This window comes from Curtobacterium sp. L6-1 (assembly GCF_018885305.1).
GTDB classification, from domain to species: Bacteria; Actinomycetota; Actinomycetes; order Actinomycetales; family Microbacteriaceae; genus Curtobacterium; species Curtobacterium aetherium.
Genome location: NZ_CP076544.1, coordinates 1,279,510 through 1,304,468, shown reverse-complemented (window position 1 = coordinate 1,304,468; position 24,959 = coordinate 1,279,510). Strand labels below are relative to the sequence as shown.

General features: G+C 71.6%; 17 protein-coding genes. 10 read left to right on the top strand and 7 right to left on the bottom strand.

The annotated features are described in order from the left end of the window. The first annotated feature begins 94 nt into the window (after positions 1 to 94). Positions 95 to 280 (top strand): SPOR domain-containing protein, encoded by a 186-nt coding sequence (locus tag KM842_RS06035; RefSeq protein WP_216261566.1) that lies wholly within the window; start codon positions 95 to 97, stop codon positions 278 to 280. Positions 281 to 283: 3 nt separating this feature from the next. Here the strand turns inward: KM842_RS06035 and KM842_RS06030 are convergent, their stop codons facing one another. Then, positions 284 to 529 (bottom strand): CDGSH iron-sulfur domain-containing protein, encoded by a 246-nt coding sequence (locus KM842_RS06030; RefSeq protein ID WP_216261565.1) that lies wholly within the window; start codon positions 527 to 529, stop codon positions 284 to 286. Beyond that, entirely contained in the window at positions 519 to 1,637 is a 1,119-nt protein-coding gene (locus tag KM842_RS06025; RefSeq protein WP_253206272.1) for an iron-containing redox enzyme family protein, read from the bottom strand. The genes KM842_RS06030 and KM842_RS06025 overlap by 11 nt, the downstream gene beginning before the upstream one ends. A 186-nt stretch (positions 1,638 to 1,823) precedes the next feature. Between KM842_RS06025 and glnA (KM842_RS06020) the strand changes: the two genes are divergently transcribed. The 5 genes from glnA (KM842_RS06020) (at position 1,824) to KM842_RS06000 (ending at position 11,319) form a co-directional block, all read left to right on the top strand. Beyond that, positions 1,824 to 3,161 (top strand): type I glutamate--ammonia ligase, encoded by a 1,338-nt coding sequence (glnA, locus tag KM842_RS06020; protein WP_216261564.1) that lies wholly within the window; start codon positions 1,824 to 1,826, stop codon positions 3,159 to 3,161. A gap of 34 nt (positions 3,162 to 3,195) precedes the next feature. Further along, complete coding sequence (locus tag KM842_RS06015) at positions 3,196 to 6,171, top strand: bifunctional [glutamine synthetase] adenylyltransferase/[glutamine synthetase]-adenylyl-L-tyrosine phosphorylase (protein ID WP_216261563.1); 2,976 nt, start codon at positions 3,196 to 3,198, stop codon at positions 6,169 to 6,171. Positions 6,172 to 6,675: 504 nt separating this feature from the next. After that, positions 6,676 to 8,289: a glycosyltransferase family 2 protein gene (locus tag KM842_RS06010; RefSeq protein WP_216261562.1), complete on the top strand. Its 1,614-nt coding sequence runs from the start codon at positions 6,676 to 6,678 to the stop codon at positions 8,287 to 8,289. After that, a complete protein-coding gene (locus KM842_RS06005; RefSeq protein ID WP_216261561.1) occupies positions 8,282 to 9,895 on the top strand; it encodes a glycoside hydrolase family 26 protein in 1,614 nt (537 codons plus the stop codon). Before KM842_RS06010 ends, KM842_RS06005 begins: the two co-directional genes overlap by 8 nt. After that, complete coding sequence (locus tag KM842_RS06000) at positions 9,892 to 11,319, top strand: UDP-glucose dehydrogenase family protein (RefSeq protein WP_216261560.1); 1,428 nt, start codon at positions 9,892 to 9,894, stop codon at positions 11,317 to 11,319. The genes KM842_RS06005 and KM842_RS06000 overlap by 4 nt, the downstream gene beginning before the upstream one ends. Positions 11,320 to 11,702: 383 nt before the next feature. Here KM842_RS06000 and glnA (KM842_RS05995) read toward each other — a convergent pair whose 3' ends face one another. Further along, positions 11,703 to 13,127: a type I glutamate--ammonia ligase gene (glnA, locus tag KM842_RS05995; protein WP_216261559.1), complete on the bottom strand. Its 1,425-nt coding sequence runs from the start codon at positions 13,125 to 13,127 to the stop codon at positions 11,703 to 11,705. Positions 13,128 to 13,269: 142 nt separating this feature from the next. Here glnA (KM842_RS05995) and KM842_RS05990 point away from each other — a divergent pair, with 142 nt between their 5' ends. Further along, on the top strand, positions 13,270 to 13,707 hold the full coding sequence (locus KM842_RS05990) for an RDD family protein (RefSeq protein WP_216261558.1): 438 nt from the start codon (positions 13,270 to 13,272) through the stop codon (positions 13,705 to 13,707). A gap of 716 nt (positions 13,708 to 14,423) precedes the next feature. Here KM842_RS05990 and KM842_RS05985 read toward each other — a convergent pair. The 4 genes from KM842_RS05985 to KM842_RS05970 all read right to left on the bottom strand — a co-directional run bounded on the left by KM842_RS05985 (position 14,424) and on the right by KM842_RS05970 (position 20,994). Further along, positions 14,424 to 15,137, bottom strand: coding sequence for a DUF4191 domain-containing protein (locus KM842_RS05985; RefSeq protein WP_216261557.1), 714 nt, complete (start codon positions 15,135 to 15,137; stop codon positions 14,424 to 14,426). Positions 15,138 to 16,345: 1,208 nt separating this feature from the next. Next, complete coding sequence (gene sucB / locus KM842_RS05980; RefSeq protein WP_216261556.1) at positions 16,346 to 17,878, bottom strand: 2-oxoglutarate dehydrogenase, E2 component, dihydrolipoamide succinyltransferase; 1,533 nt, start codon at positions 17,876 to 17,878, stop codon at positions 16,346 to 16,348. 67 nt (positions 17,879 to 17,945) lie between these two features. Beyond that, entirely contained in the window at positions 17,946 to 19,319 is a 1,374-nt protein-coding gene (lpdA, locus tag KM842_RS05975) for a dihydrolipoyl dehydrogenase (RefSeq protein WP_216261555.1), read from the bottom strand. 169 nt (positions 19,320 to 19,488) lie between these two features. Next, on the bottom strand, positions 19,489 to 20,994 hold the full coding sequence (locus tag KM842_RS05970; RefSeq protein WP_216261554.1) for a leucyl aminopeptidase: 1,506 nt from the start codon (positions 20,992 to 20,994) through the stop codon (positions 19,489 to 19,491). An 85-nt stretch (positions 20,995 to 21,079) separates the two neighbouring features. Between KM842_RS05970 and KM842_RS05965 the strand changes: the two genes are divergently transcribed. The 3 genes from KM842_RS05965 (at position 21,080) to KM842_RS05955 (ending at position 24,954) form a co-directional block, all read left to right on the top strand. After that, positions 21,080 to 21,997, top strand: a complete 918-nt coding sequence (locus KM842_RS05965) for a proteasome assembly chaperone family protein (protein WP_253206271.1) — start codon at positions 21,080 to 21,082, stop codon at positions 21,995 to 21,997. 155 nt (positions 21,998 to 22,152) lie between these two features. After that, complete coding sequence (locus KM842_RS05960) at positions 22,153 to 23,472, top strand: MFS transporter (RefSeq protein ID WP_216261552.1); 1,320 nt, start codon at positions 22,153 to 22,155, stop codon at positions 23,470 to 23,472. 171 nt (positions 23,473 to 23,643) lie between these two features. After that, the gene (locus KM842_RS05955) at positions 23,644 to 24,954 is read left to right on the top strand and encodes an RNA polymerase sigma factor (protein WP_216261551.1); all 1,311 of its coding nucleotides are present in this window, start codon (positions 23,644 to 23,646) and stop codon (positions 24,952 to 24,954) included. Positions 24,955 to 24,959: the final 5 nt, after the last annotated feature.

Here is a 24,959-nt window from a genome sequence, read left to right as displayed (position 1 = left end):
GAGCGGGCCGTCCGCCCTGCATGCCCGCGGGTACCGCTGCCCGCTCGTCCGGACCGCCGTCCGCCCGGTGCGCCCCGCGGGTACCGTCGAGCCCATGAGCGACGAACGCATCGAATCCCAGTGGTGGTACAACGACAAGACCGGTGTGGTCGAGCAGGGGCTCAAGTCCCCGAACCGGCACCACATCGGCCCGTTCGCGAACCGTGACGAGGCCGCGCACGCCCTCGACCGCATCCGGGCCAACAACGAGCGTGCGGACGCGGCCGACGGCGACGCCTGACCCTCAGCCCGTCGCGGTGCCGGTGGTGTCAGCCGGCGGTTCGGGCTCGGTGCGGAACCCGATTAGCTTGTGCGTGCCGTCGCAGTAGGGCTTGAGCACGGACTTCCCGCACCGGCACAGCGCCACCGTGCGCCGTCGGCGGGGGAGTTCCTGCCCGTCCGGACCGAGCACGGCGACGTCGCCGCGGAGCAGGAACGGGCCGTCCGGGTAGGCGACGATGGACGGCTCGTCGTCCCGCTCACGCGACATCGCCGACACCGCCCGTCGTGGCGGGGACGGGCACCGCACCGGCAGCAGCGCCGTCGCCGTCGATCGGTCGGCGGAGCGAGCTGCGCCCGGCCTCCCAGCTCGACAGCAGCTGCGCCCCGGCCATCCCCTCGACGGTCAGGCAGGCGGCCGCGCCGAACATGACGTCGTCGAGCAGCGTCGGGTCCGCCTCGACCAGGCCGCCGGCGAGGTCCCGGCCGGCGATCTGCTCGTGCACCGCGTCGGCCTCGACGTGCTCGTCGAAGTACCAGGTGGCGTCCTCGTCGAAGCCGTGCCGGCGGAAGCCGTCGCCGTACAGCTTGCTCGGGATCGACGACGTCATCTCGAACGCGGCGAGGTGCCCGACGATCGCGCCGCGGAGCCGACGGTGCAGCCCGAACATGCTCATCATGTTGAGCGCGCCGAGGGTGATCGCGGGCAGGTGGTCGACGTAGGCGCCGTACGCGTCGTCGAGCCCCGCTGCCCGGAGGGTGCGCGCGAAGATCGCCGAGTGCATGCGCTTCGGGCGTCCGCCGCCGTACTCGTCTGACTGGATCTCCACGAGCGCTGCCTTCGCGCGGCCGGACAGCCGGGGGATCGCCCAGCTGTGCGGGTCGGCCTCCTTCAGCGTGTATGCAGTCTTCTGCACGAGGAACTCGCGGATCTGCTCACGGTCGGCCTTCCGTGCCACCCAGCGCGAGACGCTCGGCCCGCTGTCCGCCGCGGTCAGCGCGAAGAGGGCTGCCGAGACCGCCTCCGCCGTGGGCTCCGGCCGTTCCGGCACCGGCACCACGGTGCGCACTGCGGCCTCGAGGGCCGTCTCGAGCACGGCGCGCGTCGCGAGCAGTGTCGTGTCCCACTCGAGGCGGTCGTCGACGCCGATGACCCCGCCGTAGTGGAGCTCGTACAGGACGAAGAGCGCGAGCTGGAGGTCGTCGTCGTGCAGGACGTCGGACGACGCGGCGACGGCAGCGGCCGCGGTGGTCGGCAACGACTCCCCGGGTGCGCCACCGAGCAGCGCGTCGAGGACGGCAGCGCTCAGCGGGCCGCGGGCCTCCGGAGTCGGCATGGGGGTCTGGGTGAGGACTTCGGCGGCGTCGAGGACGGCCATGACGGGGCTCCTTCGCGGATCGGTACCGGTCGATACTCCCCGGTACCCCTGACAACCGGCCGCGCAGCGCTCCGACCGCGCGCGTCCCGCCCACGACCGGCGACTCGGGCACTAGCCTGTGTGCACGGTCGCGATGCGGCCTCCGGCGAGCCGCGACGCGGCCCGGCGAACACGGAAAGGTCGTGCATGGACAAGCAGACGGACTTCGTGCTCCGCACCATCGAGGAGCGCGGGATCAAGTTCATCCGGCTCTGGTTCACCGACGTGATCGGGACGCTCAAGTCGGTCGCCATCGCACCGGCCGAGGTCGAGGGCGCGTTCGCCGAGGGCATCGGCTTCGACGGTTCGGCGATCGAGGGGCTCTCCCGGTCGTACGAGGCCGACGTGCTCGCGCACCCGGACCCCTCCACGTTCCAGATCCTGCCGTGGCGCGGCGAGGTGGACCCGACCGCGCGGATGTTCTGCGACATCACGACCCCGGACGGGCAGCCCGCCGTGGCCGACCCGCGCAACGTCCTCAAGCGGACGCTGGCGAAGGCGAGCGACCGCGGCTTCACGTTCTACACACACCCCGAGATCGAGTTCTACCTCCTGAAGAGCCGCGAGTGGAAGGACGGCGGCCCGCAGCCCGTCGACCAGGCCGGCTACTTCGACAACGTCCCCGGCGGCAGCGCACACGACTTCCGTCGGCGCTCGGTCCGCATGCTCGAGGACCTCGGCATCTCGGTGGAGTTCAGCCACCACGAGGCCGGCCCCGGCCAGAACGAGATCGACCTCCGCTACGCCGACGCCCTCACCATGGCGGACAACATCATGACCTTCCGCACGGTCGTGAAGGAGGTGGCGATCGAGCAGGGTGTCTACGCGACCTTCATGCCGAAGCCGCTCTCCGGCCAGCCGGGCTCGGGCATGCACACGCACGTCTCGCTCTTCGAGGGCGACCAGAACGCGTTCTACGAGCCCGGCGGCGAGTACCAGCTCTCGCCGACCGCCAAGCAGTTCATCGCCGGCGTGCTCAAGCACGCGCCGGAGATCACTGCGGTGACGAACCAGTTCGTCAACTCGTACAAGCGCCTGTGGGGCGGTGACGAGGCTCCGTCCTTCGTGACGTGGGGCCACAACAACCGGTCCGCGCTCGTCCGCGTGCCGCTCTACAAGCCGAACAAGGGCCAGTCGGCACGCATCGAGTACCGCGGGATCGACTCCGCCGCGAACCCGTACCTGGCGTACTCGCTGCTCCTCGCGGCCGGCCTCAAGGGCATCGAGGAGGGCTACGAGCTCCCCGCCGAGGCCGAGGACAACGTCTGGAGCCTGTCCGACTCCGAGCGGAAGGCCCTGGGCTACAGCCAGCTCCCCGCGAGCCTCGACCACGCGCTGTCGCTCATGGAGGACTCCGAGCTCGTCGCGGAGACCCTCGGTGAACAGGTCTTCAACTTCGTCCTGCTCAACAAGCGCCAGGAGTGGAAGCGGTACCGCGACCAGGTGACGCCGTTCGAGCTGGACACGAACCTCGGCATGCTCTGACGCGTCGTCGGGACACCACGGGAGCGGACGCGAGATGACCAGCAGGACAGCGACGTCCCGTTCCCAACTGGCGCGGCTCGGCTTCGCCGACCTGTCCGGCACACTCGAGCGCATCGCCGGCCTGGAGGCGCGCCCCGCGTCCGACCCGCGGGTCCCGATCGCGGACGCCGAGTCGGTCTGGGCCGCCACCGCGGACCCGGACGGTGCGTTGCTCGCCCTCGAACGGCTCGTCGAGTCCGCGCCCGACCAGCTGCGTCCGGTCCTGGCCGACCCCGCGGCGACCGAGCGCCTGGTCCGGTTGCTCGGCGCCTCGATCGGCCTGGGCGAGTTCCTGCAGCGCCGGCCGGAGGAACTCGCGCTCCTGCTCGACCCGGTCGCACCACCGTGGTCGCAGGAGCGGTACACGGCGTCGCTGACCGAGGCCGTCGACGACACCACGGGGGAGACCGCCCGCCGTCGCCTCCGCGTCCGCTACCGACGCCACCTCGCGCAGATCGCGCTGTTCGACGTCCTGCACACGACCCCGACCGAGGCGTTCCCCGCCGTCGCCGCGGGTCTGGCCGACCTGGCCGGTGCTGCGCTCGACGTCGCGGTCCTGGTGGCCCGGCGCGAGGTGCCGTTCCCCGCGGCCGACGTCGCGGCGACCCCGCTCGCGGTGATCGCGATGGGCAAGGCCGGTGCCCGCGAGCTGAACTACGTGAGCGACGTCGACGTCATCTTCGTGACCGAACCGACGGAGCCGCCGGCCGGTGAGGACGGTCCGTCGATCAGCACCGACCGGGCCGTGCTCATCGCGACCCGCCTGGCCATCGCGGCGACCCACGTCATCACCGACCTCGCCGCCGAACCCGCCCTGTGGGAGGTCGACGCGAACCTCCGACCCGAGGGCAAGGACGGCGCCCTCGTCCGCACGCTCGAGTCCCACGTGGCGTACTACGAGCGCTGGGCGAAGGGGTGGGAGTTCCAGGCGCTGCTCAAGGCGCGGGCGATCGCGGGGTCCGTCGACCTCGGGGAGCGCTACGTCGCCGCCGTGGCTCCGTTCGTCTGGGAGTCGTCGAAGCGCCCCGGGTTCGTCGAGTCGGTGCAGCGCATGCGGGAGCGCGTGACGGCACACATCCCGGACGCGCAGGTCGACCGGCAGCTCAAGCTCGGGCCGGGCGGACTGCGCGACGTCGAGTTCACGGTCCAGCTCCTGCAGCTCGTGCACGGCCGCGACGACGCCTCGGTGCGGGTGCGGTCGACGCTCGAGGCCATGGACGCCCTCGCCGCCGCCGGGTACGTCGGCCGCCCCGAGGCCGCGCGCTTCGGGCCCGACTACGCCCTGCTGCGGGTGCTCGAGCACCACATCCAGCTCCGGCGGTTGCAGCGGACCCACCTGATGCCGTCCGACGAGGACGAACTGCGGGTCCTGGCACGCTCGACCCGCCTGGCGTCCTCGGCCTCCGGACTGCAGGACCGCTGGCGCTCCGTGAAGCTCGAGGTGCGCGGCCTGCACGAGCGGCTGTTCTACCGGCCGATGCTCTCGGCCGTCGCGGCGACCGACGGCGAGATCGTCCTGACGAGCGGACAGGTGCGCGACCGGCTCACCGCGATCGGGTTCCTCGACCCGGACGGCGCGGTGACCCACATCCGCGCGCTCACCCAGGGCACGTCCCGGCGTGCGGCGATCCAGCGCAACCTGCTGCCGGTGCTGCTCCGCTGGATGGCCGAGGGGCCGGCGCCGGACCGTGCGCTGCTCGCCTTCCGCCGCCTGAGCGACACGCTGGGGGAGTCGAGCTGGTTCCTCCGGATGCTGCGCGACTCGTCCGGTGCCGCGCACAGCCTGACCACCGTCCTCTCCGAGTCCGCGTTCCTCTCCGGGCTGCTCGAGCGGTTCCCGGAGGCGGTCGCCTGGCTCGACGAACCCGAGACCCTGCTGCGGCCCCGCCCCCTGCCGGCCCTGCTCGCCGAGACCGGTGCGACGACCGCGCGGCACGGGGACGCGGTGGACACGGCGGCCGCCCTGCTCCGGGGCGTCCGACGCCGCGAGACACTCCGCCTCGGCATGGCCGCCGTGCTCGGGTACCTCGACGTCGACGGGCTCGGCCCGGCGCTCACGGACGTCACCGAGGCGACGCTGAGCGGCGCCCTCGACCTGGCACGCCGGGACGCCCCCTCGGGCCTGGAGTTCGGCGTCGTCGCGATGGGACGGTACGGCGGCCGCGAGCTCGGCTTCGGCTCGGACGCCGACGTGCTCTTCGTCTACCGGTCGACCACCGTGCCGAACGAGGTCGCCTCGCGCGCCGCGCAGGTCGTCGTGCGCGAGCTGAACCGCCTGACCGAGGACGCCCTGCACCCGTTCGACCTGGACATCGACCTGCGTCCGGAAGGCAAGAACGGCCCGGTGGTGCGGTCCCTCGACTCGTACGCGGCCTACTACGCCCGCTGGTCGCTCACGTGGGAGGCGCAGGCGCTCCTCCGTGCCCGCGGCGCCGTGGGGGACCAGCAGCTGCTCCGCGACTTCGAGCACCTGGCCGACCGGACCCGCTACCCCGAGGCGATCGAGGAGCGCGAGGTCCGCGAGGTCCGGCGCATCAAGGCCCGGGTCGAGTCGGAGCGCCTGCCGCGGGGCGCCGACCCCGCCCGGCACCTCAAGCTCGGCCGCGGGTCGTTGAGCGACGTCGAGTGGTTCGTGCAGCTCCTGCAGCTGCAGCACGGACGCGCGCAGCCGACCCTGCGGACGACCTCCACGCTCGAGGCGCTGCAGGCCGCGACCGACGCCGGCTGGGTCGGTGCCGAGGACGCCGAGCGGCTCGCCGCGGCGTGGCGGTTCGCCTCGCGGACGCGGAGCGCCCTCGTGCTCTGGTCGGGCCGGACGACCGACGTGCTGCCCGTCGAGCGCACGCAGCTCGAGGGCATCGCCCGGTTGCTCGAGTACCCGCCGGGCTCCGCGTCGCAGCTCGAGGAGGACTACCTCGCGGTCACCCGACGCGCACGGCAGGTCTTCGAGCGCGAGTTCTACGGCGCCTGAGCCGAGCGCGACACGCCCGGACGGCGCCGTTCGCGTGCCGTCGACGGAGCATGTCGACGATGATCTCCGACGGGTGTCGAACGTCCCCCGTTCACATCGCTCGCGTACCCCGGTCGGTTCCGTAGCGGTACGAGTCTCCGGCGCCGTCCCGAGTTCCCGACCGACGGTCGCTGTTCGGCGCGCCGAATCCGGTCGTCCCGCCCCGAAGGCCTGCTGACCGGGGGTTCCCTGCGGAGCGGTGACGCGCCTCCCGGCCGTCCCCGTGGTCGTCGGTCGTCGTCCCGGCCGTCGGACCGGTCCACCCAACTGCTGACAGCACCAGGGAGGACAGGGCGCTGTCCGACGCCGCGCGGACCACGGTGTACCCCGTCGACGGTGCTGGTCACCCCCGCCCGGGGGCCACGTTGCGCGGCGAGTCTGCGATCTGTCTGAATGAGCACACCCGAACCGACCCCGATTTCCCGATGGCGTGGAATCTCCCCTCGAACGTTGAAGCAGGGATCGATGTTCACCTTCATCCTCCAAGTCCGGCAGATGGTCGACGGGCACCCCGAGTTCTACCTGTTCACCGTGTACTCACTGGTGATCTGGCTGCTCTGGTTGCTCAAGGTCGTGCTGTCCGCGCGCTACCGCCCCTTCACCGGCACGTACACCGGGACGACGAGCGTCGTCGTCCCCGTCGTGGACGAGCCGCTCGACCTGTTCCGGGACGTCATCGGCCGCATGGTCGACCAGCAGCCCGGCGAGATCATCGTCGTCATCAACGGCGCCCGGAACACGGCACTCGAAGCGGTCTGCGAGGAGTTCGCACCCCTCGTCCGCTGGGCCCACACGCCGATCCCCGGCAAGCGGAACGCCGTGAAGGTGGGCACCGAGATGTCCACCGGCGACATCACGGTCCTCGTCGACTCTGACACCGTGTGGACGCCCGGGACGCTCGTCGAGCTGCTCAAGCCGTTTGCCGACGAGTCCGTCGGCGGCGTCACCACCCGGCAGCGCATCCTCGAGCCGAACCGCTCGTGGATCACCCGCTGGGCGGACTGGCTGGAGAACTCGCGCGCGCTGTACTCGATGCCCGCGCAGAGCGTCCTCGGTCAGATCGGCTGCCTGCCCGGGCGGACCATCGCGTTCCGGCGGAGCATCCTCGTCCGCGTCATGGACCGCTTCATGCACGAGGAGTTCATGGGCGTCTTCCTCGAGGTGTCCGACGACCGGACGCTGACGAACCTGACGCTCAAGGAGGGCTACCGGACCGTCTACCAGTACACGTCGCTCGTGTACACGGACGCACCGCTGCAGGTGAAGAAGCTGTTCAAGCAGCAGCTCCGCTGGGCCCGCGGCTCGCAGTACAACACGCTGCGGATGCTCCCGTGGATGTTCGGCCACGCGCCGGTCCTCGCGCTGTTCTTCCTGACCGACATCATCCTGCCGTTCATGCTGTTCGGCGTGATCGCGGGCTGGGTCTACCGGGCGCTCACCGGCCAGGGGCAGAACCTGTACGAGGGGATCCTGCACCAGTACGGCTTCTCGACGGGCTTCGTGTACGTCGCGGCCCTCATGGTGGTCTCCAGCGTGCTGAGCATGGCGATCCGGCAGATGCGGCACCTCGCCGAGAAGCCGTCCGACTTCTTCCGACTGCCGATGTTCATCATCGTCTCGACGTTCTTCCTCATGCCGATCCGCCTCATCGGGTTCTTCCGGTTGGCGCACGCCAGTGGGTGGGGCACCCGTGCCGGTGCCTACGCCGGCGGTCCGGTCGAGGAGGACCCGGCGCACCCCGTCACCGTCGCGGCCGTCCCGGTCAGCCCGGTCGACCACGGCGCGCAGCCCGCTCCCGTCGGCAGCACCGACGACCAGGCGGCCGTCGACCGCGCGTTCGACGAGATCTTCGGGACGGAGGCGACCACCGCCTCCACGGCGACCGCCGTCGCCACCCGGCGTGACGTCGTCACCGCGACCGGGACGGACCCGACCCGGTCGGCCCTGACCCCGACGGCCCTGACCCGGTCGACCCCGTCGGCGAAGCCGACCCGCGCCCGCCGACTCAACCCCTACGCATCGATCCCGTACGTCATCGGGATCGCGGTCTTCGCACTGGAGGCGTTCCTCATTGTCTGATCCTTCCCGCCCCACGAGCACCTGGTGGGCTCCCTCCACCCGGCACGCCAAGCGCACCGCCGCGGGGATGGCCGCGATCGTCGCGGTCCTCGCCCTCATCACCTGGTCGGTCTGGATCTCGCCCTCCGGCCCGGTCTCCACCGCGGTCAGTCGCGCCCTCGGCGTCCCCACCAAGCAGGAGCCGACGGCCGACGCGAAGGCCCTGCAGGCGAAGCTCGCCGACGCACAGCAGCGGATCTGGACGCTCGAGGGGAAGCTGCAGAGCACCTCCGCGCAGTCCGGCTCCCGCAGCGACCAGGTCACGCAGCTCAAGGCGCAGATCGCCGACCTGCGCTCGCAGCTCGGCTCGGCGCGGTCCGGGTCCGGCACCACCACGGCCTCCGGGCACGGCAGCGGGCAGGGCGGTGTCGGCTCGGGAGGCGCGTCCGGCTCCGGCGGGTCCGGTCGCGCTGGCGGCTCCGACGGTCACGGCGGACCGGGCGGGTCCGGCGGATCCGGCGGATCGGGCGGATCGGGCGGCAGTGGCGGAACCGGCGCGACGCCGGGCCACGGCGGCGGGCCGACCGTCGTCCCCGGCACCGGCGGTCCGTCCACCGACCCGGACCCGGCAGCCCCCGTCGACGTCCCGACCAAGTCCGAGGTCCTCGCGCAGCAGTCCCGCTGGTACGGCCTGTACACGGCGCAGTCGCCCTTCAACTGGGCCGAGTACGACGACGTGTCTCAGCAGGTCGGGCGGGCCACGAACATGGTCGGCTTCTTCCAGGGCTTCGACCAGGACTTCAACGCCAACGCCGTCCAGCGCGCCTGGACGAACGGTCGCGTCCCCCTCATGACGTGGGAGACCCGACCCGCCAAGACCGGCAACGACCAGAAGTACGTCGCCGGCTACACCAACAGCGACATCACCGGCGGGGCGTTCGACGCCTACCTGACGAAGTACGCCGAGGACCTCGTGGCGAACGGTCAACCGCTCGTCATCCGCCTCGACCACGAGATGAACGGGTCCTGGTACAACTGGTCCGACGGTTCCGCGCAGCAGAACAACCCGGGGTCCTTCGTCGCCATGTGGCAGCACGTGCACGACGTCTTCGACCAGGCCGGCGCGAGCGACTACGTCATCTGGGACTGGGCCCCGACGCGCATCGACGCCCTGGGCAACCCGAAGTACCAGACCGTCGACTACATGCGGGCGTACTACCCGGGCGACGACTACGTCGACTGGGTCGGCATGAGCGGCTACTACCGCAAGGCCGAGGAAGCGCCGACGTTCGACACCACGTTCGGCCGGACGCTCGAGCAGATCCGGCAGATCGCCCCGGACAAGCGGATCCTGCTCAGCGAGATCGGCGCGACCGAGACCGGCGGCGCCGTCACCGACGGGCAGAAGGCGCAGTGGATCACCTCGCTCTTCGACGCCCTCGCCGACCCGGCCAACGCCGACGTCATCGGGTTCGCGTACTTCAGCGAGACCGCCACCACCATCGTCGACGGGGTCCGCACCACGAACGACTGGCGACTCAACTCCCGCGCCGACAGCATGGCGGCGTTCGTCGCCGGCATCGGCCGCACCGACACCGACTACGACCTGCAGGAGGTCAAGCAGTGACCGCACCGACGACGCCGACCGATTCGGCAGACACCCGCCCCGCACCCGTCATCAGCGTCATCGGCACCGGGTACCTCGGCGCCACCCACGCTGCCGCCATGGCCGAGATGGGCTTCGAGACCATCGGCGTGGACGTCGACCCCGCCAAGCTCGCCGCCCTGTCCGCCGGTGAGGTGCCGTTCTACGAGCCCGGCCTGCCCGAGCTCATCACGAAGCACGTCGCCAGCGGGAAGCTCCGGTTCACCGCGGACATCGCATCAGCCGTGGCCGCCGCGGACGTCCACTTCGTCTGCGTCGGCACCCCGCAGCGGGCCGGGTCGCACGCGGCGAACCTGTCCTACGTCGAGAGCGCCACCCGCGGCGTCGCCGAGCACCTCACCCACCCGGGCCTCATCGTCGGCAAGTCGACGGTCCCGGTCGGGACGGCCGCTCGACTCCGCGGCATCGTCGCCGAGTTCACCCCGGCCGGCATCGACGCGGAACTCGTCTGGAACCCGGAGTTCCTCCGCGAGGGCAAGGCCGTCGAGGACACCCTGCACCCGGACCGCCTGGTCTGGGGTGGGGCATCGCCCGCCGCGGACGCCGTCATCCGCGAGGTCTACGCCGCCCCGATCGCCGAGGGCACCCCGGTCATCACGACCGACCTGGCCACCGCCGAACTCGTGAAGGTCAGCGCCAACGCGTTCCTCGCGACGAAGATCTCGTTCATCAACGCGATCTCCGAGATGTGCACCATCGCCGGGGCCGACGTGTCGACGCTCGCCGATGCACTCGGGCACGACGTCCGGATCGGGCGGAAGTTCCTCAACGCCGGGCTCGGGTTCGGCGGCGGCTGCCTGCCGAAGGACATCCGCGCCCTCATGCACCGCGCGAACGAGCTCGGCGCCGGCCGCGTGGTGGGCCTCATGCAGCAGGTGGACGAGATCAACATGGGCCAGCGGCAGCGGGTCATCGACATGGCGATCGAGTCGGCCGGGGGATCGGTCCTCAACCGCCGGATCGCCGTCGTCGGAGCCGCGTTCAAGCCGCTCACCGACGACGTGCGTGACTCGCCCGCGCTGAACGTCGCCGCGGCGCTGCACCTCCGCGGTGCCCAGGTGACCCTCTGGGACCCCGAGGCGATGGAGACCGCCCGCCGCTCGTTCCCCACCCTTACGTACGCCGAGTCCATGACGGGGGCGATCGAGGGCGCGGACCTCGTGCTCGTGCTCACCGAGTGGGACGAGGTCGTCGCGGCGGACCCCGCTGCCCTCGCGGCCGTCGTCGGGCAGCGGGTCGTCATCGACGCCCGCAACTGCCTGCCGGTCGACCGGTGGGTCGCGGCGGGGTGGACGGTGCGGTCGCTCGGGCGGCCGAGTCCGGCCGTGGTGCCGGCAGCGAGCGTCGCCGCGGGTGCGACCGACGCGTTGGCTGCAGCGCGGTAGGCGGCGGCGTCGCTTGTGGGGCCCGTGCCGTGCCGGCGCGGGCCCCGTTCGTGTGCGCGTGTTGCGCTTCCGTCGTGTGCGCGTGCTGCGCTTCCCCGTCGGTGTCCCCGCCAGCCCCGCCCGCCGGTTCGGTGCGGGCTCGCCCACGCGGCGCGGGCCCGCGGCTCGGCGCGGACGCCGGTGTGGGGCGCGAAAGCGACGGATCGCCGTGCCGCCCCCGCCTCGATCTGTCGCTTTCGCGTCGGGGACCGGGGGCGACCGCCTGGAGGAGCGGCGCCGGTCTGGCGGACCGGTGCCGGGCCTCCAGGCTGGTGCGCCGTGCGCGGCGGGTACGAGGAAGGGCCCCGCACCTGACGGTGCGGGGCCCTTCCGGGTGAGCGGACTCAGACGCCGAAGTACAGCTCGTACTCGAACGGGTGGGGACGCTGGGCGAGGGGGAGGATCTCCTTCTCGCGCTTGTAGTCGATCCAGGTCTGGATGAGGTCCTCGGTGAAGACGTTGCCCTTCGTGAGGAACTCGTGGTCCGCCTCGAGCGCGTCGAGCGCCTGCGACAGGCCGGCCGGCACCTGGGGGATGTTCTTGGCCTCCTCCGGCGGGAGCTCGTAGAGGTCCTTGTCGACCGGCTCGTGCGGCTCGATGCGGTTCTGGATACCGTCGAGGCCGGCCATCAGCTGCGCGGCGAACGCGAGGTACGGGTTGCCGGAGGCGTCGGGCGCGCGGAACTCGATGCGCTTGGCCTTCGGGTTCGTGCCCGTGATCGGGATGCGGATCGCTGCCGAACGGTTGCCCGCCGAGTAGACGAGGTTGACGGGGGCCTCGAAGCCCGGGACCAGGCGGTGGTACGAGTTCACCGTCGGGTTGGTGAAGGCGAGGAGGGCCGGCGCGTGGCGGAGGATGCCGCCGATGTACCAGCGGGCCAGGTCGGAAAGGCCGCCGTAGCCGTTCTCGTCGTAGAACAGCGGGCTGCCGTCGGACCAGAGCGACTGGTGGGTGTGCATGCCCGAGCCGTTGTCACCGAAGAGCGGCTTCGGCATGAAGGTGGCGACCTTGCCCCACTGCTCGGCCGTGTTCTTGACGATGTACTTGAACTTGAGGATGTCGTCGGCAGCGTGGACCAGCGTGTCGAACTTGTAGTTGATCTCCTGCTGGCCGCCGGTGCCCACCTCGTGGTGTGCGCGCTCGAGCTCGAGGCCGGCGTCGATCAGCTTGAGCGAGATGTCGTCGCGGAGGTCGGCCGTCTTGTCGACCGGCGACACCGGGAAGTAGCCGCCCTTGTACGGGGTCTTGTTGGCGAGGTTGCCGCCCTCTTCTTCGCGGCCGGTGTTCCAGGCGCCCTCTTCGGAGTCCACCGAGAAGAACGACTCGTTCTGCGTGACCGAGTAGCGGACGTCGTCGAAGATGTAGAACTCGGCCTCGGGCGCGAAGAACGCGGTGTCGGCGATGCCGGTCGAGGCCAGGTACTTCTCGGCCTTCTTCGCCACCTGGCGCGGGTCACGGCCGTAGATCTCGCCGTTGCGGGGGTTGTAAATGTCGAACACCATGATCAGCGTGCGCTCCGCGCGGAACGGGTCCACGTACGCCGTCGTCACGTCGGGGATGAGCTGCATGTCCGACTCGTGGATCGACGCGAAGCCGCGGATCGAGGAGCCGTCGAAGAGCTGACCGACGGCGAAGAAGTCCTCGTCGACCGTTGATGCGGGGATGTTGAAGTGCTGCTGGACCCCGGGGAGGTCCGTGAACCGGATGTCGAGGAACTTGACGTCCGTGTCCTTGATGAAGGCGAGCACCTCGGAGGAATCACTGAACATGCGAGTCGGTCTCCTGTGGGGTTGGGTGGTGTCGAGGGAACCAGGAGGCACCCTCCGACGAGGCTAGAGACACCGAGTTTCCCGGACGTGACTGCGTTGTTTCCAGCGTGTTACGTGGCGGGGGAGCGCCTACGCTGGGGACATGGCCCGCTCCACTCCGCCCTCCTCGTCCGCGCCCGGTTCCGGACGGACCGAGTGGCCCGGCAAGATCCTGGGCCTGCCGGAGTCCGGGCCGCGCAGCATGGGCAGTTTCGGGCGGCGGCTGCTTGGGCTGCTCATCGACTGGGCGTTGGCCTCGCTCGTCTCGCTGGTCATCGGCACGTACGGGGCCGCGGGCAACTTCGTGACGCTCGGCATCTTCGCCGCGCTGCAGGTCGTGTTCATCGCGCTGCTGTCCGGGTCGTTCGGGCACGTCTGCGTCGGGCTCCGGGTCGTGCCGATCCGAGGCGGGTACGTGGGTGTGTGGCGTCCGGCGGTGCGGACGGTCCTGCTGTGCCTCGTGATCCCGGCGCTGATCCACGCGAAGGACGGTCGCCCGCTTCACGACGCTGCGGCGGAGACGGTGCTCGTCCGCCGCTGAGCGCGGGCGCGGCGGCTGGCGAGGGCGACGCGGCGGCGCGGTCCGGCGGCTGCGAGGTCGCACGACGCGCTGTCGGTGCTGCGCCGAGGTCGCACTACGCGCCGTCGGTGCCGCGCCGAGGTTGCACGGACTGTCACTCCTGTGCGCCCGCGGCGGCACCTCGTGCGACTTCGACCAGGTAGGCCCGCAGGAACCCCGGCGGCCCGTACTCGCTGCTCTGCGCTCCTGGGCCGGGAGGCGGCGCCGAGGTCGCACGAACTGCCGCAAGGGCTGCGCCTGGATCGCACGAACTGGCGCTACCGGACGGGTACGGCGGCACTTCGTGCGACGTCGGCGGAGCGACACCCACCCAGAGCCGCCTGCGGTTAAGTGCCCGAGGCTGGCCGCCGCCGGGGCCCCGAGGACGCGCCGTCCGCACTCCCTGAGGTCGCACGACATGCCGCCGGCCCTTCGTCGAGGTCGCACGAACTGCCGCCGCCGAGCGCCCCGGACGGCACTTCGTGCGACCTCGACCCGCGCGGGCGCCCGACGCCCGACCGCGGCCGCCCGACGCCAGACGCCCGACCGCGGCCGCCCGACGCCCGACCCCGGCCGCCCGAGACCGGACACCGCACCCGACTGCCCGGACCCGGCGGCACCCGGACCAGCACGACGCCCCCGACCCGGCAGGGTCGAGGGCGTCGGCACGCGCCACACCGGCGCGGAACGAGATCAGGTCAGCGCGGTCGTCCAGCGCGGACACGCGTCGGGTCGATGCCCTTCGGGATGGCCGCGGCCGGGCCGTGCGTGAGCGAGTCGAGACGGTTGGACACCGCGAGCACCTCGTTGCGGTTCAGCGCCTTCTTGTGCTTGTTCATCGCCTTCGGCAGCTTGTGCAGCGTGACCTGACCGTCGCCGTCACCCACGTTCACGACGTGGATCGGGACGTTCGGGACGATGCGTGCGACCTTGCGGCGCTCCTCTTCAACCTGACGGGTCAGGTTGGTGACCTGCCCCTCGGTGATGAGGATGACACCCGGCGTCCCGACGGCCCGGTAGACCGCCGACTGCGAGCGGCCGTGCACCGCGACGGGCATCTCGCTCGACCGCCACTGTCGACGCAGCGAGTTGGACAGCACGGCGCCGACGGCACCCGGCTGGCCTTCGATCTGCGAGTAGGCGGCACGCTCGGCGAGACGGCCGAGGACGATGAGGAACAGCAGCACACCGAGCAGCACGCCGGCGATGATCCACAGCGTGATCCCGAGCCAGTTCTGCCCCGGCAGGAGCAGCGCCAACAGGACGCCCACCACGACGGGGCCGAGGAACGCGAGGGCGAACCACCAGACGGATCCGGGGTCGGCCCGACGGGTCATCGTGAACACCTGGTACATCTGCTTGAGACGACCGGGCTCCTTCGCCGGGGTGCTGGAGGAACTGCTGCGTGCCATGCCGTCAAGGATACGGCCTGGCACGCAGATCGCAGACCGCGCCTCCCAGGCTGTGGGCGAACACCGGTTGTCCACAGTGCTGGTCGTCCAGCCGGTAGGTCCGCCTCGCCTCCGCCACGCTGGTCGCCATGGAACCGTGGGAGCAACTCGACCTCTGCTGGCGCAGCACCGTGGACGCGCGTGACTTCGCAGCGTGGCTGGCCGACCGGTGCGCGGTGACGCACGACCACCTCGTCGGTGTCGCCGAGGTCGGGCGCGACGAGACCGGGGCAGTCGTCGCACGGGCTGCAGGGTCGGTGGGCCTGCCGCTGCCCGATGCACTCGACCGGATCGGCACCCCGACGGTGGGCGTCGCGGTCACGCTGACGTTGCCCCTGCTCGAGGTGGCGCTCCTCGCCGATGCCGGCGCGCTGCTGCTCGGGACCGCCCGTGTCGAGGACGTCCTGGTCGACGACGCGGGCGCCGTGGTGCTCGTCGACCGCCCACCGGGCACGATCGGCGCCGCTCCGACAGGCTCGGTCGCCGGGGTCCAGGCGCTGGTGTCGGCGGTGCGCGCCGTCTGGGACCGCGTGGACCCGCGGGAGCACGCGTGCGCCGACGTCGACGCGCTGTGCTCCGCCGCGCGGTCGGAGGGCGGGGCGGCGCTCGTCGACCTCGAGCGTGCCGTCCGGGTCGCCGCGCCGCCACGTCCCGTGCGGTGGGATCCGGTGCCGTTCGACCACGCGTTCGTGCTCTCGGCGGGTCCTGTCGGTGCTGCGCCCGGTGCCCGGACCGGTGCCGGGGCTCCGGTAGGCCAGGACGACCTGCTCACGCGGGTGACCGCGATCTGCCGCGACGTCCTGACCTCGGGCATCCCGATCGGCGGTCGACGGTTCGGTGTCCGACCGGTCGTCACGGCGGTCGTCCTCGCCTCGGGACTCGTCGTCGCAGGCGTGACGGCGCTCGGAGCGCGGCCACCGCCCAGAGCCCGGCCACCATCCGGAGTGCGGCTGCCACCCGGAGTGCGGCCGCCAGCCGGAGCGCGACCACGCCGGATCATCAGGACGAGCCGAGGGGGCCGCCGGGACGCGCCGTCAGGCCGCCTGGCTCGTCCGCCCGGGTACGACGACGGCCCCGCCTCCAACCGGGGGAGACGGGGCCGTCGAGGTGATCAGTCATGCCTGACCCGCAGCGGGACCGGTCAGCGACCGTGTCGCGGGTGTGAGCGATCAGTACCCGAGGTTCGGGCCGAAGTTGCCCTCTTCGAGGCGGTTCTTCACGGCCACCAGGTACCGGGACGCGTCCGCGCCGTCGATGATCCGGTGGTCGTACGAGAGTGCCAGGTAGACGAACGAACGGATCGCGATCGCCTCCTGCCCGTCGACCTTCACGACCGCCGGACGCTTCGTCACGATGCCCGTGCCGAGGATCGCCGACTGCGGCAGGAAGACCACCGGGGTGTCGAACAGCGCGCCGCGCGAACCGGTGTTCGTCAGCGTGAAGGTGCCACCGGCCAGCTCGTCGGGCTTGAGCTGGTTGTTGCGGGTGCGCTCCGCCAGGTCGGCGATGGCCTTCGAGAACTGGGCGAGGTCGAGCGACGCTGCGTCCTTGATGACCGGGGTGAGCAGGCCGCGCTCGGTGTCCACCGCGATGGAGACGTTCTCGGTCTCCGGGTAGACGATCTCCTCGCCGTCGACGGTCGAGTTGATCTTCGGGTGGGCCTTGAGCGCCTCGGACGCCGCGAGGGCGAAGAACGGCATGAAGGAGAGCTTCGAGCCGGTCTTCTCGAGGAACTCGGCCTTGTGCGCGTCGCGGAACTGCGCGACCTTCGTCACGTCGACCTCGACCACGCTGGTGAGCTGCGCGGTCGACGTCATCGACTGCACGGCACGCTCGGCGACGACCTTGCGCAGGCGGGTCATCTTCTCGCGGGTACCGCGCAGCGGCGAGACCTCGGCGACGAAGGGACCGGTCTGTGCCGGAGCCGACGACCCGGACGCCGCCGGGGTGGCTGCCGCTGCGGAGGCCGCGGCGAGCACGTCCTCCTTGCGGATGCGACCGCCGACACCGGTGCCGGTGATGGTCGACAGGTCGACGCCCTGCTCGTTCGCCAGCTTGCGGACGAGCGGCGTGACGTAGCCCGAGGCGGCACCATTGGTGCTGGGGTTCGGGACCTCGGCCGACGGGGTCGATGCCGGGGCGGCAGCAGCCGGAGCCGCGGCAGCGGGGGCCGGAGCGGCCTTCGCCGGGGCCGGGACCGCTGCCGGCGGGGCGGCGGCGGGCGGCGGGACCGGCGCGGCCTGCGGAACGGGCGAGACCGCCGGCGGAGCCGACGGGGCCTGCGGGGCCGCGGGCTGAGTCTGACCGGACGGGGTCGGCTCGGGCTCGGTGGGCTCCGGGGCCTTGGCCTCGGTGTCCTGCTCGGTGCTCGGCGCGGTCTCCGGCTCGGTGTCCTCGGCGGCGGCCTCGGTCGAGCTGTCGGTCGACTCGGAACCGCCCTGGTCGGAGGAGTCGCCCCCGCCCGAGCCGTCACCGATCTTGACCAGCGGGGTGCCGACCTCGACGGTCTCGTCCTCCTGGACGAGGATCTCCTCGATGACGCCGGCGACCGGCGACGGGATCTCGGTGTCGACCTTGTCGGTGGAGACCTCGAGCAGCGGCTCGTCGACCTCGATCCGGTCACCGACGTTCTTCAGCCATCGGGTGACCGTACCCTCGGTGACGCTCTCCCCGAGCGCCGGGAGGTTGACGGATTCGCTCATCGGGTGGACTCCTCTTCGCAGGCGTGGTTCTTGGTGGTGGTGTTCGTGGGGTGCACGGCCGTGGTGCTCACAGCGCGTGCAGGGGCTTGCCCGCGAGGTGCAGGAACGCTTCGCCGAGGGCTTCGTTCTGCGTGGGGTGTGCGTGCACGAGCGGCGCGACGTCCTCCGGGTGTGCTTCCCAGTTCACGGCGAGCTGGGCTTCACCGATGAGCTCGCCGACGCGGGCGCCGATCATGCTGATGCCGACGACGGGGCCGTCGACGACCCGGACGACCTTGACCGCACCGGACGTGCCGATGATGTGGCTCTTGCCGTTGCCGGCGAGGTTGTACTCGTAGAAGTCGACCTTGTCGGCGCCGTACTGCTCCTCGGCCTTCGCCTGGGAGAGACCGACGGAGGCGACCTCGGGGTCGGAGTACGTGACCTTCGGGATGTTCGTGTCCGAGATGACGACGGGGTTCAGGCCCGCGATCTCCTCGGCGACGAAGATGCCCTGCTGGAAGCCGCGGTGTGCGAGCTGCAGGCCCGGGACGATGTCGCCGACGGCGTACACGTTCGGGAGGTTCGTGGCGAGGCGCTCGTTCGTGGTGACGAACCCGCGGTCCATCGCGACGCCGACCTCGTCGTAGCCGACGTTCTGGGTGACCGGACCACGGCCGACGGCGACCAGGAGGACGTCGCCCTCGTAGGTCTTGCCGTCCTCGAGGGTCACGACCACGCCGTTCTCGTGCTGCTCGACGCCCTGGAAGCGCACACCGAGCGAGAACTCGATGCCGCGCTTTCGGAAGGCACGCTCGAGCTGCTTCGACATCGACTCGTCCTCGGCGGGGATGAGGTGGGGGAGGCCCTCGACGATGGTGACCTCGGCGCCGAAGGACTTCCAGACGCTCGCGAACTCGACGCCGATCACGCCGCCACCGAGGACGACGACCTTGTTCGGGACGTAGTCCATGCGGAGCGCGGTCTCGGACGTGATGACCCGGCCGCCGATCTCGAGACCCGGAAGGGACTTCGAGTAGGAACCGGTGGCGAGCACGACGTTGCGCCCGGTCACGGTCTGGTCGCCGACCTGGACGGTGTTCTGCGAGGTCAACCGACCCCAGCCCTCGACGACGGTGACGCCGCGGGCCTTGATCAGGCCCTGCAGGCCCTTGTACTTCGAGTTGATGACGCCCTGCTGGTACTCGATGACCTTCGGGACGTCGACACCGGCGAACTCGGCGATGACGCCGTACTTCTCGGCGTCACGGGCTCCGTCGGCGATCTCGGCCGAGTGCAGGAGCGCCTTCGTCGGGATGCAGCCGCGGTGCAGACACGTCCCTCCGAGCTTGTCTCCCTCGATGAGCGCGACGCTCATGCCGAGCTCAGCGGCTCGGAGCGCGGCGGCGTAGCCACCGCTGCCGCCACCGAGGACCACGACGTCGTAAGTCTGTTCCGTCACCTGGTGCAACTCCCTCGTGCGTGTCGGGGGCGGCTTCGTGTCTCTTGGACGCCGTCCCGGTGGACACCGCGCGGCGGCGTCCGGCGGTCGGACCGTCTGTACCGGTCCCGTCCCGTCAGTTCCGGCGGGGGAGCGCGCGGACGCGGCGGCCCCGCCGGAACCAAACCTACTACTTGGACTGCAGGTCTTCTGCGAGTGCGACCAGGGTCCGGACCATCACGCCCGTCGCACCCTTGCCGAGCCATCCGTATCCCGCGCCGCGGTTCTCGGACGGGCCGGCGATGTCGAGGTGCGCCCACGGGATCGTCGTGCCCTCGGCGTTCTGTCCGACGAACCGCTCGAGGAACTTCGCGGCGAGCAGCATGCCGCCCGCGGTCTGGCCGACGGTGGCGTTGACCATGTCGGCCACGTCGCTCGCCAGGCGCCCGTCGAGCTCCTCGGGCATCGGCATCGGCCAGATCGGCTCGGCCACGGCGTCGGCGAGGGAACGGACCGTCGCGACGAGGTCGTCGCTGCCCATCAGGCCGGTCGTGCGGTCCCCGAGCGCGACCATCTGCGCACCGGTGAGGGTGGCGATGTCGACGATGGCGTCCGGGTGCTCGAGCGAGGCCGCGGCCATGCCGTCGCCCAGGACGAGTCGGCCCTCGGCGTCGGTGTTCGTGACCTCGACGGTCTTGCCGTTCTTCAGGGTGAGGACGTCGCCGGGGCGGATGGCCGACCCGGACGGCATGTTCTCGGCGAGGCAGAGCCAGGCCGTGACCTTGGTGTCGAGGCCGAGGCGGGCGGCGGCGACCGTCGTGGCGAGCACCGTCGCGGCGCCGGTCATGTCGGTCTTCATGCCGAGCATCGACGCGGCGGGCTTCAGCGAGAGGCCGCCGGAGTCGAACGTGATGCCCTTGCCGACGAGGGCGAGGTGCTTGGTCGCACCGGCCGGGTCGTACCGGACGACGACGAGCCGCGGCGGACGCTCGGACCCGCGGCCGACACCGGCGATGCCACCGAAGCCCTGGGCCTCCAGTTCGGTCTCGTCGAGGACCTCGACGGTCAGGGGGAGGCCCTCGGCCAGGGAGGTCGCGACGTCCGCGACGTCCGCTGGGCCGAGGTCGCCGGCGGCGGTGTTGACGAGGTCGCGCACGAGCGCGGCGGCCTCGGCGACGACGGCCGGTCGGACGGCGGCGTCGGCCGGGACCGAGGCGGGCGCAACGACCGTGACGTGCTGGTCGCCCCGCGCGGGGCCGGTCGTCCCGACGCCCTTGTGGCGGGTGAAGGCGTAGGAGCCGAGCGCGGCGCCCTCGAGGGCGGCCGCGACGGTGTCGTCGTCCTCGGTCGGCAGGGCGAGGGCGACGGAAGCGACGTTCGGCAGCTGGCGGAGAGCGCTGCCCGCCGCGGAACGCACGGCGGCGGCGCCGGTCGCACCGCCGAGCCCGACGAGCGCGATGCCGGCGGCGGCGACGCCGACGGCGGACCCGCCGGGGATGCGGACCAGCTGGTCCTTGGCGCCGGTCGCGCCGATCGCGGTCAGGTCGAGGTCCGCGAGCCCGGCGACGGGCCCTGCTGCGCTGGGGGCGATGGTGGCGGCGCGGCCGTCGGTGCCCGGGCGCACGCCCAGGACGAGGACGTCGGCGTCGACGGAGTCGGGTGAGGAGGAAGTGGTGGAGAGCGTCGGTCGGACCATGAGCCGAGCCTACCGACGGGTTGTTCGCTGTCGGCGTGGCCAGGGGTCCCGGTGGGCGTCGGCGCCCCCGCCTAGCATTGGTTGGGTGAACCACCCCGAGGACCTCTACACGCTCGACGGCTCGGCCCCGACGGTCCCGGCTGGGTTGCACCTGGTCGCCGCCCTGACCGGCTTCGCCGACGCGGGCTCCGCCGTGGCGCAGATCACGTCGTCGATCACCGGTGCGCTCGAGACCCGGCTCGTCGCCGAGTTCGACCCGGACGTGCTGCTCGACTGGCGTGCCCGCCGCCCGGTGATCACGTTCGAGCACGACCACATCACCGCGGTCGAACCGCCGCGCCTGACCCTGCACCTGGTGCGCGACGAGCTCGGCCAGCAGTTCCTGTTCCTGTCCGGCTACGAGCCCGACTTCCAGTGGAACCGGTTCGTGCGCGCCGTCGTCGACCTCGCCGAGGACCTGCAGGTCATCGACACGACGTGGGTGCAGGCGATCCCGATGCCCGTGCCGCACACGCGAGCGATCGGCGTCACGGTCTCCGGAACCCGCGCCGACCTGGTCGAGTCGATGAGCGTCTGGAAGCCCGAGACGCAGGCGCCGGCGAACGTCCTGCACCTGGTGGAACACCGCCTCGCCGAACTGGGCGAGCAGGTGACCGGGCTCGTGCTCCTCGTCCCGCACTACCTCGCCGACACCGAGTACCCGGACGCCGCGGTCGCCGCGCTGTCCGGCATCTCGGCCGCGACCGGCCTCATCTTCCCCACCGACGCGCTGCGCGAGGACGGCCGGGAGTTCCTGTCCCGGGTCGACGAGCAGGTCGCCGGGAACCCCGAGCTCCAGCGCCTGGTCGGCACGCTCGAGCAGCGGCACGACACGTACATGGAGGGCAACCCGGTGGCCTCGCCGCTGACGGGTGCCGACGGCCAGGTGCCCACCGCGGACGCGATCGCCGCGGAGCTCGAGCGGTTCCTCGCCGACCGCCGCTCCGCCACCGACGAGGACTGAGCACTCCCGCCACCGGCCGGGAGGCACGCCCACCGGCCGCCACGTCGCCTCCCGGCCGCGGGCCCGGTCTCCACACCCCGCCCTGCCGACGTGCCCCGTCCACAGCGGCGGTCGTCCGGGACGGAGGGCCCCGGCCCGCTCGCTAGCCTGGACGGGTGAACTCCCGCCGCGCCTTCGTCGTCTGGGGCGTCGCCGTGCTGGCGTACGTCCTGGCGGTCATGCAGCGCTCGTCCCTCGGTGTCTCCGGGGTCGACGCCCAGGACCGCTTCGCCGTGACCGCCGCCGTCCTGTCCACGCTGGCCGTGGTGCAGATCGCGGTCTACGCCGGACTGCAGATCCCCGTCGGAATCGCCCTCGACCGGGTCGGCCCACGCAAGCTCGTGCTCCTCGGGGCGCTGCTGCTGACGGTCGGGCAGGCGGTGGTCGCCCTGTCCCCGACGATCGGACCGGCGATCGTCGGCCGGGTGCTGGTCGGGGCCGGCGACGCGATGACCTTCATCTCGGTGATGCGGCTGCTGCCGATGTGGTTCAGCGGCTCCCTCCTGCCGCAGATCTCGCAGTGGACGGGCAACCTCGGGCAGATCGGGCAGATCGCGTCGGCCTTCCCGTTCGCGCTGCTGCTGCACACCGTCGGCTGGGACGCGGCGTTCGGCGTCGCGGCGATCGCCAGCGCAGTCGGGCTCGTCCTGGCGGTGGTGTTCGTCCGCGCGGGTCCCGTGGCGGTGCGGACCGACACGATCCCCGTCCCGCACTCGTGGCGCGCGGCCTTCGGCACCTTCGGTCACGCGCTCCGCCGCCCCGGCACGCAGCTCGGGTTCTGGTCGCACTACGTCACGCAGTCCTCGGGCACGGTGTTCAGCCTGCTGTGGGGCGTCCCGATGCTCCGCGGGCTCGGGTACTCCGCGACCGAGGCGGCGTCCTTCCTGACCGTCATCGTGGTCGTCGGCTTCGTCGCGGGTCCGGTGCTCGGACTGCTCTGCGCCCGGTTCCCGATGCGGCGGTCGAACCTGGTGCTCGGCATCGTCACCGCGCTGGGTGTGGTCTGGACCGCGGTGCTGCTCTGGCCCGGCCAGCCGCCGACGTGGCTGCTCGTCCTGCTCGTCGTGGCGATGGGTGTCGGCGGACCCGGCTCGCTGATCGGCTTCGACTTCGCGCGGTCCTTCAACCCGGTGGGCTCGCTCGGCTCGGCGAACGGCGTGGTCAACGTCGGCGGGTTCCTCGCGGCCTTCGTCATGATGTTCGCGATCGGGTCCCTGCTCGACGTGCTCGCCTCGGCCTCGGGCACGTCGACCTTCGCGTGGCAGAACTTCCGCGTCGCCATGACGGTGCAGTACGTCGTGGTCGGGTTCGGTGTGGTGATGCTGTTGCTCGCCCGCCGTCGGACACGTGCCCGGCTGCACGCCGAGGACGGAATACGGGTGGGTCCGCTCTGGGTTGCACTCGTTGCACGCTTGCGGAACGGTCGCGTGCAATAATGACCACGGACCCTTTCTGGTTCCCCGCGTCCGACGTCGGGGGACTTGACATGGGTCCTAGTGCTGCCCGGAACGGTAGGACCAGACGACGTGGGGGACTGCGGCGGTGGCCCTGGGCGGCGAGGGAAGGCCACGACCCCAGGAACGTGGCACGACGAGGAAGGTGATCGCATGGCTGCCCGGAGCACGACGGTCGATCCCACGAAGGACACCACGCCCGACGTCGTGGCGGAAGACGCCACGGAGACGGAGGGCACGGTCGCGCCGAAGAAGCGCGCCACCAGGACCACCACCGCCGCCAAGAAGGCCGCCCCGAAGAAGGCGGCCCCCAAGAAGGCCGCCGGCAAGAAGGCGACCGCCGCTGCCGACGACGAGGACGGCGACGCCGACGACGAGACGCCGGTCGAGGTCACCGACGACGCCGCCGAGTCGACCGACGACGCCAGCGACGACACCGAGGACGACTCGGCCGCGAAGCCCGCGACCGAGGCGGCCGCGGTGGCCGCCGGCGCGCTGGTCATCTCGCAGACCGACGACGACGAAGCGCCGGTCTACTCGACGACCATCACGGGCGCCACGGCCGACCCGGTGAAGGACTACCTCAAGCAGATCGGCAAGGTCGCGCTGCTCAACGCCGAGCAGGAGGTCGAGCTCGCGATGCGCATCGAGGCCGGCCTGTTCGCCGAGGACAAGCTGCAGCACTCGACCGGTCTCACGAAGCCCGCCGAGCGCGAGCTGCGCTGGGTCGCACGTGACGGTCAGCGTGCGAAGTCGCACCTGCTCGGCGCGAACCTCCGTCTGGTCGTCTCGCTCGCCAAGCGCTACACCGGTCGCGGCATGCAGTTCCTCGACCTCATCCAGGAGGGCAACCTGGGCCTGATCCGTGCGGTCGAGAAGTTCGACTACACGAAGGGCTTCAAGTTCTCGACCTACGCGACGTGGTGGATCCGCCAGGCCATCACCCGCGCCATGGCCGACCAGGCCCGCACCATCCGCATCCCGGTGCACATGGTCGAGGTCATCAACAAGCTCGCTCGTGTCCAGCGGCAGATGCTGCAGGACCTCGGCCGCGAACCCACCCCGGAAGAGCTCGCCCGCGAGCTCGACATGACGCCCGAGAAGGTCGTCGAGGTGCAGAAGTACGGCCGCGAGCCGATCTCGCTGCACACCCCGCTCGGCGAGGACGGCGACTCCGAGTTCGGTGACCTCATCGAGGACACCGAGGCGGTCGTCCCGGCCGACGCGGTGGGCTTCACGATGCTGCAGAAGCAGCTCGAGAGCCTGCTCGACTCCCTGTCCGAGCGCGAGGCCGGGGTCATCCGGATGCGTTTCGGCCTGGGCGACGGCCAGCCGAAGACCCTCGACCAGATCGGCGACACGTTCGGCGTCACGCGCGAGCGCATCCGTCAGATCGAGTCCAAGACGATGGCGAAGCTCCGCCACCCGTCCCGGTCGCAGTCGCTCCGCGACTACCTCGAGTAGGCCGG

Coding starts and splice junctions, on each gene's coding strand:
- KM842_RS05955 (WP_216261551.1), top strand. CDS start 23,644: ATGGCTGCCCGGAGCACGACGGTCGATCCCACGAAGGACACCACGCCC.
- KM842_RS06015 (WP_216261563.1), top strand. CDS start 3,196: ATGACCAGCAGGACAGCGACGTCCCGTTCCCAACTGGCGCGGCTCGGC.
- KM842_RS05985 (WP_216261557.1), bottom strand. CDS start 15,137: ATGGCACGCAGCAGTTCCTCCAGCACCCCGGCGAAGGAGCCCGGTCGT.
- KM842_RS06010 (WP_216261562.1), top strand. CDS start 6,676: ATGTTCACCTTCATCCTCCAAGTCCGGCAGATGGTCGACGGGCACCCC.
- glnA (WP_216261564.1), top strand. CDS start 1,824: ATGGACAAGCAGACGGACTTCGTGCTCCGCACCATCGAGGAGCGCGGG.
- KM842_RS05970 (WP_216261554.1), bottom strand. CDS start 20,994: ATGGTCCGACCGACGCTCTCCACCACTTCCTCCTCACCCGACTCCGTC.
- KM842_RS06030 (WP_216261565.1), bottom strand. CDS start 529: ATGTCGCGTGAGCGGGACGACGAGCCGTCCATCGTCGCCTACCCGGAC.
- sucB (WP_216261556.1), bottom strand. CDS start 17,878: ATGAGCGAATCCGTCAACCTCCCGGCGCTCGGGGAGAGCGTCACCGAG.
- KM842_RS06035 (WP_216261566.1), top strand. CDS start 95: ATGAGCGACGAACGCATCGAATCCCAGTGGTGGTACAACGACAAGACC.
- KM842_RS05990 (WP_216261558.1), top strand. CDS start 13,270: ATGGCCCGCTCCACTCCGCCCTCCTCGTCCGCGCCCGGTTCCGGACGG.
- KM842_RS06025 (WP_253206272.1), bottom strand. CDS start 1,637: ATGGCCGTCCTCGACGCCGCCGAAGTCCTCACCCAGACCCCCATGCCG.
- glnA (WP_216261559.1), bottom strand. CDS start 13,127: ATGTTCAGTGATTCCTCCGAGGTGCTCGCCTTCATCAAGGACACGGAC.